12 protein-coding genes and 1 other annotated feature are annotated in these 15,738 nt (G+C 41.4%); of the genes, 4 read left to right on the top strand and 8 right to left on the bottom strand.

Annotated features, from left to right (window positions below):
* From thrB to thrL, 3 genes are all read right to left on the bottom strand, one after another.
* Window positions 1–930 carry a homoserine kinase gene (thrB, locus tag ABE954_RS03505; protein ID WP_048608446.1) on the bottom strand — a complete coding sequence of 310 codons (930 nt, stop codon included), beginning with the start codon at window positions 928–930 and terminating at the stop codon, window positions 1–3.
* 3 nt (window positions 931–933) lie between these two features.
* A complete protein-coding gene (gene thrA, locus ABE954_RS03500) occupies window positions 934–3,393 on the bottom strand; it encodes a bifunctional aspartate kinase/homoserine dehydrogenase I (protein WP_042847001.1) in 2,460 nt (819 codons plus the stop codon).
* Between the two features lie 24 nt (window positions 3,394–3,417).
* Window positions 3,418–3,539 (bottom strand) — a sequence feature (Thr leader region).
* On the bottom strand, window positions 3,478–3,546 hold the full coding sequence (thrL, locus tag ABE954_RS03495; RefSeq protein ID WP_071548816.1) for a thr operon leader peptide: 69 nt from the start codon (window positions 3,544–3,546) through the stop codon (window positions 3,478–3,480). Its footprint overlaps the feature before it by 62 nt.
* A gap of 1,154 nt (window positions 3,547–4,700) precedes the next feature.
* Between thrL and arcA the strand changes: the two genes are divergently transcribed.
* Window positions 4,701–5,417, top strand: a complete 717-nt coding sequence (gene arcA / locus ABE954_RS03490; RefSeq protein ID WP_004905684.1) for a two-component system response regulator ArcA — start codon at window positions 4,701–4,703, stop codon at window positions 5,415–5,417.
* 117 nt (window positions 5,418–5,534) lie between these two features.
* Here the strand turns inward: arcA and creA are convergent, their stop codons facing one another.
* On the bottom strand, window positions 5,535–6,011 hold the full coding sequence (gene creA / locus ABE954_RS03485; protein WP_042847002.1) for a protein CreA: 477 nt from the start codon (window positions 6,009–6,011) through the stop codon (window positions 5,535–5,537).
* A 184-nt stretch (window positions 6,012–6,195) separates the two neighbouring features.
* Here creA and robA point away from each other — a divergent pair, with 184 nt between their 5' ends.
* Entirely contained in the window at window positions 6,196–7,110 is a 915-nt protein-coding gene (gene robA / locus ABE954_RS03480) for an MDR efflux pump AcrAB transcriptional activator RobA (protein WP_042847003.1), read from the top strand.
* 44 nt (window positions 7,111–7,154) lie between these two features.
* Here robA and gpmB read toward each other — a convergent pair whose 3' ends face one another.
* The gene (gpmB, locus tag ABE954_RS03475) at window positions 7,155–7,802 is read right to left on the bottom strand and encodes a 2,3-diphosphoglycerate-dependent phosphoglycerate mutase GpmB (RefSeq protein ID WP_042847004.1); all 648 of its coding nucleotides are present in this window, start codon (window positions 7,800–7,802) and stop codon (window positions 7,155–7,157) included.
* A gap of 52 nt (window positions 7,803–7,854) precedes the next feature.
* On the opposite strand from gpmB, the gene yjjX reads away from it, so the two are divergent.
* Complete coding sequence (yjjX, locus tag ABE954_RS03470; protein ID WP_004914743.1) at window positions 7,855–8,391, top strand: inosine/xanthosine triphosphatase; 537 nt, start codon at window positions 7,855–7,857, stop codon at window positions 8,389–8,391.
* A 1,010-nt stretch (window positions 8,392–9,401) separates the two neighbouring features.
* Here yjjX and trpR read toward each other — a convergent pair.
* A complete protein-coding gene (gene trpR, locus ABE954_RS03465) occupies window positions 9,402–9,719 on the bottom strand; it encodes a trp operon repressor (RefSeq protein WP_042847005.1) in 318 nt (105 codons plus the stop codon).
* Between the two features lie 343 nt (window positions 9,720–10,062).
* Window positions 10,063–11,976, bottom strand: coding sequence for a murein transglycosylase (sltY, locus tag ABE954_RS03460; RefSeq protein WP_042847006.1), 1,914 nt, complete (start codon window positions 11,974–11,976; stop codon window positions 10,063–10,065).
* Window positions 11,977–12,635: 659 nt separating this feature from the next.
* Here sltY and ettA point away from each other — a divergent pair.
* Window positions 12,636–14,303: an energy-dependent translational throttle protein EttA gene (gene ettA / locus ABE954_RS03455; RefSeq protein ID WP_042847007.1), complete on the top strand. Its 1,668-nt coding sequence runs from the start codon at window positions 12,636–12,638 to the stop codon at window positions 14,301–14,303.
* Window positions 14,304–14,492: 189 nt separating this feature from the next.
* On the opposite strand, the gene nadR is transcribed toward ettA, so the two are convergent.
* Entirely contained in the window at window positions 14,493–15,728 is a 1,236-nt protein-coding gene (nadR, locus tag ABE954_RS03450) for a multifunctional transcriptional regulator/nicotinamide-nucleotide adenylyltransferase/ribosylnicotinamide kinase NadR (protein WP_042847008.1), read from the bottom strand.
* Window positions 15,729–15,738: the final 10 nt, after the last annotated feature.

Below are 15,738 nucleotides of genomic sequence, written 5' to 3'. Positions count from 1 at the left end.
TTACCCTATTGTCCTTGCCCCTGCGAGATCCAAACGGCAGATATGCACAAAGCCTTCATCATTCTGAATATAATGTTGTTGCAAGTAATCCGCCATATTTTCAGCGATTTGTTTATCATCGCAAATGGCAAACAGTGTCGGCCCCGAACCGGAAATACCACATGCTAACGCACCAATTTCTTTGGCATTTTTACGTGCCTCTGCAAACCCTGGCAGTAGCTGAGTGCGATAAGGCTCAGCCACGACATCTTGGATCATTGTTGCAGCAAGTAATGGTTGGTTAGTATGGCATGCATGGATAAAACCAGATAAATACCGGCCATGATTTACAATGTCATGGCGTGGGTAGCTATCAGGGAGAATAGCACGCGCTTCTGCTGTCGATACTTTAATTCCCGGATACGCCATTACCCAATACCAGTTTTCAAATGCAGGCACAGGTTGGGAAATAATGCCATTTTGTTCGATGATCAACTGTAGCCCACCTAAGAAACAAGGCGCTACATTATCGTAATGCACGCTACCAGAAATTCGCCCTTCTAATTCGCCCATCATGCCTAATAATTGCGTATCATCAAATGGCTTGTCCGCAAACTCATTTAATGCCATTAACGCAGCAACCACGGAACATGCACTTGAACCAAGACCAGAACCTATTGGCATATTTTTTTCAAGGGTCATTGCAACATTCAACTGTTTGCCAAGGCGTTCACAAAACAGCTGCCAACATTGGTAGACAATATTGTGTTCGTTCTTTTTCGGTAACTTAGCAACGAATTTACCTTTGTTCGTTAGCGAGAAAGTATCCGCAGCTTCAACGGTGACACAATCACCTAATAATGAGCCATCCGCAGGGGAGACCGCCGCTCCAAGGACATCAAACCCAACGCTAACATTACCTATTGAAGCTGGTGCATAAACTTTAATCACTTCTTAAACTCCCAATTTCCATGAAAGGGTACGCAGCATATCTGCAAATACACCAGCAGCAGTAACATCATTACCTGCGCCATAACCCCTTAAGACTAAAGGAATTGGTTGGTAATAGCGTGTATAGAAAGCCAGTGCATTTTCGCCATTTTTAACCTTGAAGAGTGGGTCATTGCCATCAACAGCAACAATTTTAACCTGACAGCGCCCTTCTTCAATTAACCCAACATAGCGTAACACTTTTTCTTCTGCTTCTGCGGCTTTTATACGCTGAGCAAACTGTACATCTAATTGTGGTAAACGAGCCATAAATTCAGCAACAGAGCCGCTGCTATCGAAATCCATAGGTAAAACAGGTTCAATTTCAATATCTTGTAGCTCTAAGTCATAACCTGCTTCGCGGGCTAAAATCAATAATTTACGTGCTACGTCCATACCGGATAAATCATCGCGAGGGTCTGGTTCTGTAAAGCCTTTCTCTTTTGCCAGCGCCGTTGCCTCAGATAAAGACATGCCCTCATCAAGCTTACCAAAGATAAAGGACAGTGAGCCCGATAAAATACCACTAAAGTGAACTAATTCATCCCCTGCATTGAGCAAATTTTGTAAATTTTCAATAACAGGTAAGCCCGCACCAACGTTTGTATCGTAGAGAAATTTACGTTTCGAGCTTTCTGCTGCGCCACGCAATTGGTGGTAGTAATCCATGGATAATGTATTGGCTTTTTTATTTGGCGTGACGACGTTAAAACCATCTTTTAAGAAATTCACATATTGCTCTGCAATTTCTTGATTGGAAGTACAATCGATAATCACAGGGTTTAAGAAATGATACTCGCGTTCTAAACGGATCAAACGGCTTAAGCTAAAAGGTTCTTTTGCTTCCGCTAATTCAGCTTTCCAGTTAGCTAAATCAATGCCTTGCATATCCGTTAACATTGCACGTGAGTTTGCTATACCACACACACGCAGGTCGATATGCTTTTGCTTCAACCATTGTTGCTGACGGTGTATTTGTTCAATCAATGCATTTCCCACCCCACCGACTCCGATGATAAAGGCTTCAATCACTTGCTCTGCATTGAACAACATTTGGTGACAAAGACGTACCGCCGTGGTTCCCGCCTCGTTCGCAATTACGGCTGAAATAGAGCGCTCAGATGAGCCTTGTGCAATAGCAACAATATTGATATTGCCACGGGTCAATGCAGAGAAAAAGCGCGCTGAAATACCTTTCAATGTACGCATGCCATCACCGACTACAGAAATAATCGCTAATTGCTCCATCACGCCCAGTGGGTCTAATACGCCATCTTTCAACTCTAAATAGAATTCATCTTCTAGTGCAGCGCGAGCACGCTGTAGTTCATTATGTGGCACACAGAAACTGATGCTGTACTCTGATGAAGATTGGGTGATCAACACGACTGAAATGCCTTTACGTGACATGACAGAGAAAATACGTGCAGCCATGCCCACCATTCCTTTCATACCAGGCCCCGATACGTTGATCATTGCCATGTTATTTAAGTTAGTGATCCCCTTAACTGGTGTGCTGTCATCCGTTTGACCATCCCCAATCAGAGTACCGGGAGCACTTAGGTTAGTGGTATTTTTAATTAGGCAAGGTATTTGGAATTGGGCGATAGGAGCGATTGTACGAGGATGGAGAACTTTGGCGCCAAAATAAGATAACTCCATGGCTTCTTGATAAGACATCCCCTTCAATAAGCGTGCGTCAGGTACTAAACGCGGGTCACAAGTATACACACCATCAACATCAGTCCAAATTTCACAACAATCTGCACGTAAGCAAGCTGCCAATACCGCGGCGGAGTAATCAGAACCATTGCGGCCTAACACTACTAGTTCGCCTTTATCATTCCCAGCGGTAAAACCAGCCATTAAGACAAAGTGATCTTTGGGAATATTTAAAGCAGCAATACGTTTTGTCGATTCATTTATATCAACAGTAGATTCAAGGTAATGCCCTTTTGCTAATAGGCTTTCAACTGGATTAATCACTGTCACATTATGACCACGAGCTTTTAATACAGATTCCATAATAGCAATAGAGAGCTTTTCACCACGGCAGATAATTGTAGCGTTGATGCTATCAGGGCATTGACCTAGGAGAGTAATACCATGCAGTACTTGTTTGATTTGTGCGAATTCTTGTTCTGTAAGTTTTTTCAGCTTGTCATATTCGAAACCAGGCTGTTTTTCTTTCAATCCTTTTAAAAGGTTAGCAAAAATCATTTCGGCATCATTTACATGCGTGATGACATCTTGACCTGCAACCGTTTTTTCAATCATAGCAACCAGATGGTTAGTGATTTTTGCTGGTGCTGATAGCACCAGTGCCACTTGCCCATCTGCTAATTTACTTTCAGCGATGTCAGCAACATTTAGTACCCGTTCGTCATTTGCAACCGAAGTACCGCCAAATTTAAGCACACGCATGGTATTTCTCTCCTGAATTAACACCAAAAAAAAGCCCGCATCTTATGGGGATGCGGGCTTTTTCATTTTTATTTTTTGGATGCGTCAGCCCGCCCCGTTTCCTGTGGTTACGGTGGTGGTGGTAATAATAATAGTCAGGCTGATATTACGCATAAATTCTGTCTGTCTCTTAGATCTTTTGGGTTTCTCCCTATACGGTTAAAGCAATCGGCATAATTTGTCAAATTTATTTGATTCCAACCCCTTTAACAAAACAGTTTTTCAATAAAAACCCCTCTAGGAAAAGGGAAAAAATCTTCATAAAAAAACAAAAATCCCACCAGCGCCAGCTTTAACAACCAAAATAATTTAAATTACCAGATGAATAATTTTTTGCGATTTTAATGGCTTATTTGTTTATTAAATAAGCAAATAAATACAATGATGGGATTTGATAAAAGTTATGTACCACTAAAAATAAGCAGGAATTTCCACCAAGATGAGTCAGAAAAAACCCATGTTCCAATTAACCTGATAGAGACTTATTTCTAGTTGTAGATCAATGCATGGGGTTTTGTGATTTACCGAGAAAGTTGATCGTTATCATATGGGCTTAATCTGAAAATATCTGATATCACTCTCTACATTTACACTCATATTCGTTGTTTAGCATAATCTCCACCAATTTATGCTTTATTTAAATGTAAAAATATTGTTAGTAAATTTCTTCACCCTTAAAATAACATAAGTATATTTACTTATTTACAGTCATAAACGACTCATCATATTACTGCATAGACACTTTACTTCTAGTTTAGAAGCGTTTGCTCTCTATCATTTAAACAAAACAACCTGTCAAAATTCGAGATGAGTCACAAATCAGACATTATTTTTGATGGTATATTGGGGGAATTGCAGATTAAATTCTTTAATTTCAAGTCAAAGCAACAATCCTCATATTCGTCTTCTGCATTTTGACCGACTATCTGATATCTAAATCGCATGTTAATTTATATAATTATGTACCTAACAATTTTTGTTAACGTGCTACAATTGATTTTGATATGTATCAACAAAAGTTAGTTTTTTAGGTGGTAAATGCAGTATTAGCTGTTATATTGCTGTTAACAGCCCAATATTGGGAAAGTGCTTATATTTTGGCTAGTTTTTTAGAGCCATTTGCTGCAAAAGCAACATAATGTCACTGTTGGATTTTGAAACAAATTTATACTCATAAACGTGTTTTTTCAGAGAAAAATATAATAACCACCTAACTGAAAACGGCTTGTGAGTTCAGTATTTTTATTTTAATACTTTAGGTAGCAACTATGCAGACCCCACACATTTTGATTGTTGAAGACGAAATAGTCACACGCAATACGCTGAAAAGTATCTTTGAAGCTGAAGGCTATGTGGTTCATGAGGCAACTGATGGCGAAGAGATGAACAACGTTCTCTCCGAACATGACATCAATTTAGTCATCATGGATATTAACTTACCAGGTAAAAATGGCTTATTACTTGCTCGTGAATTACGTGAGCAAGAAAGTATTGCGTTAATGTTCTTAACTGGCCGTGATAACGAAGTTGATAAAATTCTCGGTCTGGAAATCGGTGCTGATGACTATATCACCAAACCATTTAACCCACGCGAATTAACTATTCGTGCGCGTAACTTACTGTCACGTACCATGAATTTGGCTGGCGGTACTGAAGAGCGTCGTTTGGTTGAAAGCTATAAATTTAATGGTTGGGAATTAGACATTAATAGCCGTTCATTAGTTAGCCCTGCTGGTGAACACTACAAATTGCCGCGCAGTGAGTTCCGTGCAATGCTGCATTTCTGTGAAAACCCAGGGAAAATTCAGACTCGAGCTGATTTACTGAAGAAAATGACTGGCCGTGAATTAAAACCTCATGACAGGACTGTTGACGTGACTATCCGTCGTATTCGTAAGCACTTCGAATCTACACCTGACACACCAGAAATTATTGCCACTATCCACGGTGAAGGTTACCGTTTCTGTGGTGATTTAGACGAATAATTAACAACCTAATTATTTGCATTATAGTTATCGAAATCCGCTGTCTTTTAAGCAGCGGATTTTTTTATGAGTGGCATCCATACTATCAGAGGATTGCAGCCCAAACACTCGTCATAATCACCACGGCATGATCGGTACAGCACTTAACGCATTTTTCGGTGAGCCGTCGATCATTTTGTCTGAATACGTTAAATAAACCAGTGTGTTACGTTTCGGGTCATAAAAACGAACCACTTGCAGTTTTTTGAAAACTAACGATGTGCGCTTTTGAAAAACAACTTGGCCTTTTGTTGGTTTACGCTTTACACGGTCGCTCAGTTCAATCGGACCAACTTGCTGACATGAAATAGCAGCATCAGAAGTATCTTCCGCTAACCCCAACCCCCCTTTGATACCACCCGTTTTTGAGCGACTCAAATAACAGGTAACGTTATCAACATCAGGGTCATCAAATGCTTCCACGACAATTTTATGGTCAGGGCCGAAAATCTTAAATACAGTATCGACTGAACCGATTTCTTCAGCGAAAGTAATACAAGGCAACGCTGATAATAATGACGCGAGAACAATATTTTTTAATCTGGAACAACGCATACTGGGTTTCCTATTCAACTCACAATCGGTAAACCTCGTATCAATACAAGGTTAATTATTCACTTTTCTAACTAATTCTCAAATACAACTCATTTACTATAAACGAAAAAGGTAACTTGATATAGAATAGCGATTCATTGATAGATTATATCTGTACTATAAGTCGCATTGGCTGGGGATATACATGGATCAAACTAATATTATTCGCGACTTGCTTCGCTGGATAGATGACAACCTTGATAAACCACTCTCGCTGGATAATGTTGCCGCAAAAGCAGGCTACTCTAAGTGGCATTTACAAAGAATGTTTAAAGAAGTCACTGACCAAGCGATTGGTGCTTATATTCGAGCCAGAAGACTTTCTCGTGCTGCGGTTGCATTACGCTTAACAAGCCGCCCAATTCTTGATATTGCGCTACAGTATCGCTTTGACTCGCAACAAACTTTTACGCGCGCATTTAAAAAACAGTTTAACCTGACACCGGCTTTCTACCGCCGTAGTGAGGAGTGGTGTGCTACTGGGATTTGCCCACCGATTATCTTAGATAATCATATAAATATTGAACATGAATTTATGCAAATGCCTGAACTGCAATTGGTCGGTTTGGAGCAAAGCTGTTCTTATGCTTTAGAGGAATGGTCAACCGCATGTTCAGAAATGCGCCAAACGTTTTGGCATTATTATTTAGATAATACCACCAAGATTGCTTCCGAGGTGTTCGGGCTGCATCATGCAATCCATAACCCTGAAAAAGAAGACGAGCAAACTGTGTTCTATACCACCGCAGTTAGGCCTGAAGATGCAAGTTTCAATACTAATCAGTATACCAATTTGACATTACCGAGTGGTAAGTATGTGAAATTTTCATTTAATGGCGTGCCTACCCGAAATGCGTTACAGGAGTTTTTATACCAAATTTATGGTGTTTATTTACCCAAACTCAATTTAACGCGTCGCCCTGGGTATGATATTGAACATTACCGACTAAAAAATATCGACTTGCATAATATCACCCCAGAAAGTGATGACCCTAAAACGCATATCGATACGTTTGATTATTATGTTCCTATCAAAGCAGACGGTACTAAAGCACGCTAAGCTGAGGGAGTTTCATTACATTGAAACTCCTTACTTTTCAATAATTAGCCTTGTTGTTCATCAAGGGCTGGCTGCGTTAAATGAGTCACTTCCCCCGCAGTTTCGACTATCCACCCATTCGCAAGCCATGGGCTGTTTTGGTAGTCTACTCGAGATAATGAGCAATTACGTAAACGTAAGCGGCGCTCTGAATACGCAGGAACCCCCATAATACGGCTAATTAAAGTACTTAGTGCGATGCCATGGCTTACAAGCAGGGGTCGACTCCCTTCGGGGAGATCTAAGCAACTATTTAATGCCGCAAACATACGCGTATAGAGTTCTTCCATCGATTCCCCCTCAGGGATTCGACCACCACGAGTGCCGTCAATCAAGCTTTTACGCCACTGTTCTTCTTCTGAGGTTAACGACTCAATCGCTCTTTGTTCAAGAACCCCCATATTTAGTTCACGTAGACGCGGTTCTGTGGTAATTTCACATCCGCATACACTTGCAATTATTTGTGCAGTTTCCAGTGTGCGTCCCATATCACTAGTGATAATATGGGTAATGCCTTCTGATTTTATCCTTTCAGCCACCTGCCTTGCTTGCAGTCGTCCAGTGGCTGTCAGAGGGCTATCGGATTGTCCCTGGATGCGACGAGCTAAATTCCATTCAGTTTCGCCATGGCGAACAAGATAAACCTGTAACATAGATGTGTTCCGTTATTACTTTTCGAAGTATGTGTTCAAAGGAAAATAATTAATGTACCAAGTTATAGCTGCAACGACTAATCCTGCCAAAATTAAAGCGATCCATCTAGCTTTCGATGCTGTATTTGGGGCTGGCAGTTATCAAATTGAAGATATTAATGTCGATAGCAGTGTTCCACAGCAACCTATCGGTAATAATGAAACCCGTACAGGGGCTAGACAACGCGTAATGGCTTCAAGACAAGTTCGCCCTGAAGCAGACTTTTGGGTCGGTATCGAAGCAGGCATTGAAGATGATATGACTTTTGCTTGGATAGTTATTGAACATAAGCAAATACGCGGCGAGTCTCGCTCTGCGAGTATTATGATCCCAGAAAAAATTCTGGCAGGTATTCGTGAAGGTCGTGAACTTGGCGATGAAATGGCCTTTTTGACCGGTATTGATAATATCAAACAACAAGGTGGCGCTATTGGTTTTTTCACCGACGGGGTATTAACCCGCACAAGTGTTTACCAACAAGCCTTAATTTTGGCCTTAGTTCCCATTAAGCATGAAATTTATAAAGAGCTAAACCAAGTAGAAGACTAATTATACTTAAAATAATTAAAATTGCATGTGCGATTAAACATCACGCTTTTCACACTAAAGTATGGGAAACCATACTTTTTTTGTGTCTATTAATTTTAAAAATAGATAAATGCCAATACTCAAAATAGTTCGAATTGTAGGTAGGCGGCAAGTTGCGCTAAGCCCTAGGAGCATACATAAGTATGTGACTAGGGTTAGCAAATGCAGCTAACACCCCTACAATTTTAAAATAGATAAATGCCAATACTCAAAATAGTTCGAATTGTAGGTAGGCGGTAGGTCGCGCTAAGCCCTAGGAGCATACATAAGTATGTGACTAAGGTTAGCAAGCGCAGCCAACACCCCTGCTATTTTAAAATAGATAAATGCCAATACTCAAAATAGTTCGAATTGTAGGTAGGCGGCAAGTCGCGCTAAGCCCTAGGAGCATACATAAGTATGTGACTAGGGTTAGCAAATGCAACTAACACCCCTACAATTTTAAAATAGATAAATGCCAATACTCAAAATAGTTCGAATTGTAGGTAGGCGGCAAGTCGCGCTAAGCCCTAGGAGCATACATAAGTATGTGACTAGGGTTAGCAAGCGCAGCCAACACCCCTACAATTTTAAAATAGATAAATGCCAATACTCAAAATAGTTCGGATTGTAGGTAGGCGGCAAGTCGCACTAAGCCCTAGGAGCATACATAAGTATGTGGCTAGGGTTAGCAAATGCAACTAACACCCCTACAATTTTAAAATAGATAAATGCCAATACTCAAAATAGTTCGAATTGTAGGTAGGCGGCAAGTCGTGCTAAGCCCTAGGAGCATACATAAGTATGTGACTAGGGTTAGCAAATGCAGCTAACACCCCTACAATTTTAAAATAGATAAATGCCAATACTCAAAATAGTTCGAATTGTAGGTAGGCGGCAAGTCGCGCTAAGCCCTAGGAGCATACATAAGTATGTGACTAGGGTTAGCAAGCGCAGCCAACACCCCTACAATTTGAAATATGAAGAGTATTTTAGAGAAGTTGAGACTCGAGCCAAGCCTTCACATCCAATGGAGCCGACTTTAAACTATTCGAACCTCGCGTTATGGTCGCTATCCCCACTCCGAGTTCATTTTTAAGTTCTCTTTGGCTCATTTCGCCGCGCATTAGCTCTTGCACTATTTTAACTCGGGTCGATAAGGCTGTACGCTCATCTGGCGTAAGTAATAACTGAAGAACTGGCAAATGGATATCTTGTTCAAATGCCAATTGTAATAAATTCACAAAGCGCAGCCAGTCAGCGTTCTCATCCGCGGTCAAAGCCGGGTCATATTGTTGATTTGCTGTCATCGTCTATCCATCCATACTATTTAACTAGTACAGATAATAACACACTCTTATTAGAAATCATCAACCAAACACAAAGCGATTGCCAAGATGCCAAATAATGTGAGTTATACGCTAAAGCATTCGTACTGTAGCAAGGCGATCAGCGAGGATAGCTCGGGGAGCATACACCTGTATGTAACACGAAGCCCCAATAAAACGAAATATAAAAAATATGAATACTCAAAATAGTTCGGATTGTAGGTAGGAGGCAAGTGATGCTAAGCCCTAGGAGCACACACAAGTATGTGACTAGGGTTAGCAAACGTAGCCAACACCCCTACAATTCGAAATATGAAGAGTATCTTTAGTATTTCATATTCCATTCATTAGGAAGCAAAATCTTCATACCTTTTTGCCCCATAAAATGGCGATAAAACAAGTCATAGGATAAAACGTTTTTCACATAACCACGGGTTTCAGAAAACGGAATACTTTCAACAAATGCAATTGCATCAATGCGTCCGCCACTATTACCTAACCAACGAGTTACCCTTGAAGGGCCTGCATTATAGGCTGCGCTGGCTAAAATACGGTTATTTCCAAACTGCTGGTATACATCTTCAAGATAGGCAGTTCCTAACTCGATATTGGTAGTTGGATTAGTCAACTGACTCGTATTCACATAATTAATACCTTGCTTTTTAGCGGTATGTTTCGCTGTTGCTGGCATTAACTGCATTAAACCTGTAGCCCCTACGGGTGAGCGTGCTTGTGGGTTCCAAGCGCTTTCTTGGCGAGCAATTGCCATGGCATAACTCTTTGGAATATCTTTTGATTTTGTATAGAGGCTAAATTCTTTATCCCACGCCAATGGGAAGCGCTCTTCCAAGTGATCCCACAATTTTGCTGTGATCGTAGCTTGAACGCTAAGATCGGGCCACTTGTTATCAAATGCATAACGCGCAAGCTGTTCTTGTTGATTAGCAGGGAGAGAAGCCACTAAGCTAACCCATTCAGAACGCGCAAGATTTTCCAGTTCCCAGTACATTAACTCACGCACGCGTTGCACTTCAGGTAACTGATTAATACTGGCATCAGGCTTAGCGGCAGTATTGACATAGACAGGGTATTCAATATTTAAAACCTGCGCAGCAACCATTGGGTAAAAACCACGTTTCTTGGTTAATTCACGAAGCTTTGCTTCACCCTCGGCTTTCTTACCCGCATCAATGAGCGTAATAGCCTGCCAGTATTGCCATTCTTCTTTATTTTTCACATCAGCAGGTAATTGCCTCAGCCACGCGGCTACTCCGGTTTTATCCCCTGCCCCTAAAGCAAGGCGGACTCGGCGTTCTTTCAGTGATGATGAATGACTTTCCTGAATAGTTTCATCGCGCCATTGCGCCTGTTCTGGCGTGACATCCCCCATATATTGCCATGCGATACTATCTTTAAGCGCTTGGCTTTCTGTCATATTCATTTTTTGTGCAGAACTTACCGTATTTAATACTGCACGAGCTGCATCTGGGGATTGACGTGCATAGCGGCTAAAGCCTGCTGTCGTGGCTTGGCGAGTAAAGTCGGTAGGAGTTACTGTTTTAGCAAAAGTGACAACAGACGCTGGGTCATTTTGTAGTTTAATCAGCGCATCGCCTATCGTTTTATAACTCGGTGGTAAACGTTTAGCCAAATAGCTCGCAATCGAAGTATTCCCTTCTTTAATTGCCAAACTAATACGCTCAAGGGTCATTTCAGGGGTTAAATAACCTTCTTTTTCCCATTCATTGAAAAGCTTATCACACGCTGATGGCATAGAACGGCCGTTTAACCACGCTTTCTCTGCACCTTGCCAAGCAACTTGCTTGTTACCTACTGCCCAATTTGCAAAATAAAAATTACATTGTGCTTCAGCCGGCTTTGGAGCTTCAGGACTAAATTCCAACAATGATTTCCATTCTTGGCGGCGTGCTAATTCATTAACAAAGCGAGTTTTTAAATTTTTTGCGACAGGTAGCGTCGGGTAAGTGTTAATAAATTCCTGAACTTGGCGAGGTGATACAATATCTAAGTCTTGAGTTAGCTCACGATAAGCAAGATAAGGGTAAAGTGGATAATCATGCAAGGTCGGCAGTAAGCGCTCGACTTCATCCATTTTATTGGCATCCCATGCAACCTTAATTGCCTGATAGCGCTCCCGCTGCGCTTGTAAGGAATCAGCCCATACGGTGCTGGAAACCAGCAACATTGTTACTGGTACTGCCGCTAACCAACCTTTCATATTCACTCGCTCCATCGCTAAACTAAAGTCAAACTACAGGGAAAACCTTAACCTATATATACACATATCCCAAATAATTCGAGTTGTAGGTAGGCGACAAGCGAAGATAGACAGAGAGCATAGATAAACTATGTGACTCGGCTAGCTGAGCGCAGTTAACACCACTGCAACTTGAAGGATTACGGGTATATTAAGCATATATCAATACTATGAATGCTACCGAAAGTTTTTATTTAGTAACAGCGGAGAGTTCTTGATTATTTCGACTTTACAGTCTTTTACGTATCAGCCACTTTATGAATAATTTAAAGTCTTTGCCCCTCGGCAATATTCAGCGCAATCAGTTGTATTCGTAACTTTGTTATGTGTTTCGATTAAATACCTGACGTAACGCCCATTTTAAAAAAGTATTCAATTCCTTTATGTTTATCATGGGTAACTCCCTGTATAGCGCATCACATCACTACATCCCCATGAGTTGATAATAGAAAGTCATCAAGCTTGTCTCACTGAGAGGGAGGGATGGATGATCTCCTGATGTTCAGGTATAGTTCTAGAAAATTATATGGCTGTTTATTAAATGCTTTTCAGCCTAAGCTTGTTAAAGCAAAATAAACTAAAAAACTAAAGTTCCCTTTATAAATCAAAAGGTAAATAAATTGGCTCAATACGTTTATAGTATGTATCGGGTTGGAAAAATTGTTCCACCGAAACGTCATATTTTAAAAAATATCTCTCTGAGCTTCTTTCCGGGGGCTAAGATCGGTGTTTTAGGTCTAAACGGGGCGGGTAAATCAACATTACTGCGTATCATGGCAGGTATTGATACCGATATCGAGGGTGAAGCGCGTCCTCAACCAGGTCTAAAAATTGGTTACCTACCACAAGAACCAAAACTCAACCTTGAACACACAGTGCGTGAAGCCGTTGAAGAGGCCGTTGGTGAGGTTAAACGTGCATTGACCCGCTTAGATGAAGTCTATGCGGCTTATGCAGAAGAAGGCGCGGATTTTGATAAACTGGCCAAAGAACAAGGCGAGTTAGAAGCCATTATTTCTGCGCAAGATGGCCACAACCTTGATAACCAACTAGAACGTGCTGCTGATGCATTACGTCTTCCCCCTTGGGATGCAAAAATAGAGAATCTATCTGGGGGGGAGCGCCGCCGAGTGGCGATTTGCCGCCTGCTGCTAGAAAAACCAGATATGCTGTTACTCGATGAGCCAACCAACCACTTAGACGCAGAGTCTGTGGCGTGGTTAGAGCGCTTCTTACACGACTATGAAGGTACCGTCGTAGCTATCACGCATGACCGTTACTTCCTTGATAACGTAGCAGGTTGGATCCTTGAGCTTGACCGTGGTGAAGGCATTCCTTGGGAAGGTAACTATTCTTCTTGGCTTGAACAAAAAGATGCTCGTTTAGCCCAAGAGGCCTCAACTGAAGCGGCTCGCCGTAAGTCTATCGAGAAAGAGCTTGAGTGGATACGTCAAAACCCTAAAGGCCGCCAATCGAAAGGGAAAGCGCGTCTGGCGCGTTTTGAAGAACTTAATAACGTTGAATATCAAAAACGTAACGAGACCAGTGAGCTATTTATTCCACCAGGTCCACGTTTAGGTGATAAGGTTATTGATGTTGAAAACCTAAGCAAATCATATGGCGACCGCGTTCTGATTGATAACCTGAGCTTCTCCATTCCTAAAGGGGCAATTGTTGGGATTATCGGGCCGAACGGTGCGGGTAAATCAACACTATTTCGGATGATTTCAGGGCAAGAACAGCCTGATTCTGGCTCCATCACTGTTGGTGAAACCGTGAAGATTGCCTCTGTTGATCAGTTCCGTGATTCCATGGATGACAGCAAAACTGTTTGGGAAGAGATTTCTAACGGTCAGGACATCATGCGTATCGGTAACTTTGAAATTCCTAGCCGTGCTTATGTTGGCCGCTTTAACTTTAAAGGCATTGACCAAGGTAAGCGCGTCGGTGAGTTATCTGGTGGTGAACGTGGTCGTTTACACTTAGCTAAACTACTGCAAGTGGGCGGTAACGTCTTGCTACTCGATGAACCAACCAACGACCTCGACGTAGAAACTTTACGTGCGTTGGAAAACGCCCTATTAGAGTTCCCGGGCTGCGCAATGGTTATTTCCCATGACCGTTGGTTCCTTGACCGTATTGCAACACATATCATTGATTATCAAGATGAAGGGAATATCAGCTTCTTCGAAGGTAACTTCTCTGAATATGAAGATTACAAGAAACGCACATTAGGTGCCGAAGCGCTGCAGCCACATCGTATGAAGTATAAGCGTATGACCAAATAATCCTTGTCATAATTTAGAATTATAGCGGTGTTGGCTGCTTTTGTGAGACCTAGTCACATACTGGTGTATGCTCCTAGGGACTCACTCTCTTGCCGCCTACCTATAATTCAAATTATTTAAGGGATCGATATCATATAGATAGAATCAAAACGGCATCATTCGATGCCGTTTTTTATTGGGTGACTTTATTTATAAGTCATCCAACATCAATAACTGCTGAACGAGGGTTACACATTCTAAGAAACGCGTATCGTAATCAGAGGACTCTACACGTACAAACTCAATATTATTTTTCTTAAGCATTTCAATGAGTAAGTTTTGGAAAGCTTTGCGGTCTTTATCGCTTCCTAAACTTCTTAAACCATCAGCCACCCACGGCGTGTTATTTTCCAGTACTATCACCAAATCAAATCGGTATTCATCGATCAGTGCCTGAACGAATGGATGCTCTTTGCCTTCATAGCGTAAACAGAAGGCTTGCGTTGTCACAAAGTCCGTATCAATAAACGCCACTTTATTGGCATATTTTACTGCAAAATCAATATATTGTGCATGACCCAAGGCGATTTTATCGTAATCTGAATATTGCAATGCCATTTCGTCACCACCTAAATGGCTAAAAACATAATCGCGCCCATACTCCCATGCACTACTGGTATTAAAAATGTTGGCTAATTTGTTAACTAAGGTAGATTTCCCACTTGATTCGCCTCCTAAAATCGCCACCTTCCGGACAAAGAAAGGTTTAACTTCCGTTGGAATGTAATCCCAATAGCGAAACGGTGCCTGACGAATTTGGTTACCACTGATATTCATAAAGGTGCGCTCAGGGTCAACCAAAACAGTTTCAATACCTAAATATTTTTTGTAGCGAGGAGCATCGTTTGCCTCCCCCGAATAAATAAAACTAGGGTGGATATTGTGCTTTTTCAAAAAGCCTTTCATACCATCGCTCCACACTTCCCAGCCGTGTGGATAAGGCTCTATGCCATTTTCATCAAATGAATGAATGTGAATGTTTTTTTGATATTTAAAGGTTTGCAGTAACCAACGCAGCCGGTCACTGACAGTTGGTTGTTGTGACATTGAACTATTAATAAACAGGTCTTTATCACGAGGTTCATCATGGCAAAGGATTACATGCAGTTCATCCACTTGGCTGCAAGCACGTTGGATCAAATAAATATGCCCTGTGTGTAGTGGGTAAAATTTGCCAAACACCACGCCGATCGTTTTTTGCTTATTGGGATATTCAAGGCCTAAAAAACGATGAAGAGCCGCTATTTTTTGGGCACTTGGGCTCTTGATTTTATCGTTTATCAACTGGCTGAGGTAGCCTTTGGTCATATCTGTCGCATCAGCCACTTGCTGGAGAGTGTAACCCGCTCGTTTGATTGCGTTTTTAAGATAGTCAAATTCAGCCATTTATTTTCCT

It is taken from the genome of Providencia sp. TYF-12 (assembly GCF_041344805.1).
GTDB lineage: Bacteria > Pseudomonadota > Gammaproteobacteria > Enterobacterales > Enterobacteriaceae > Providencia > Providencia huashanensis.
The sequence above is the reverse complement of the archived record's forward strand: the minus strand, read 5'-3'. Positions and strand labels throughout refer to the sequence as shown.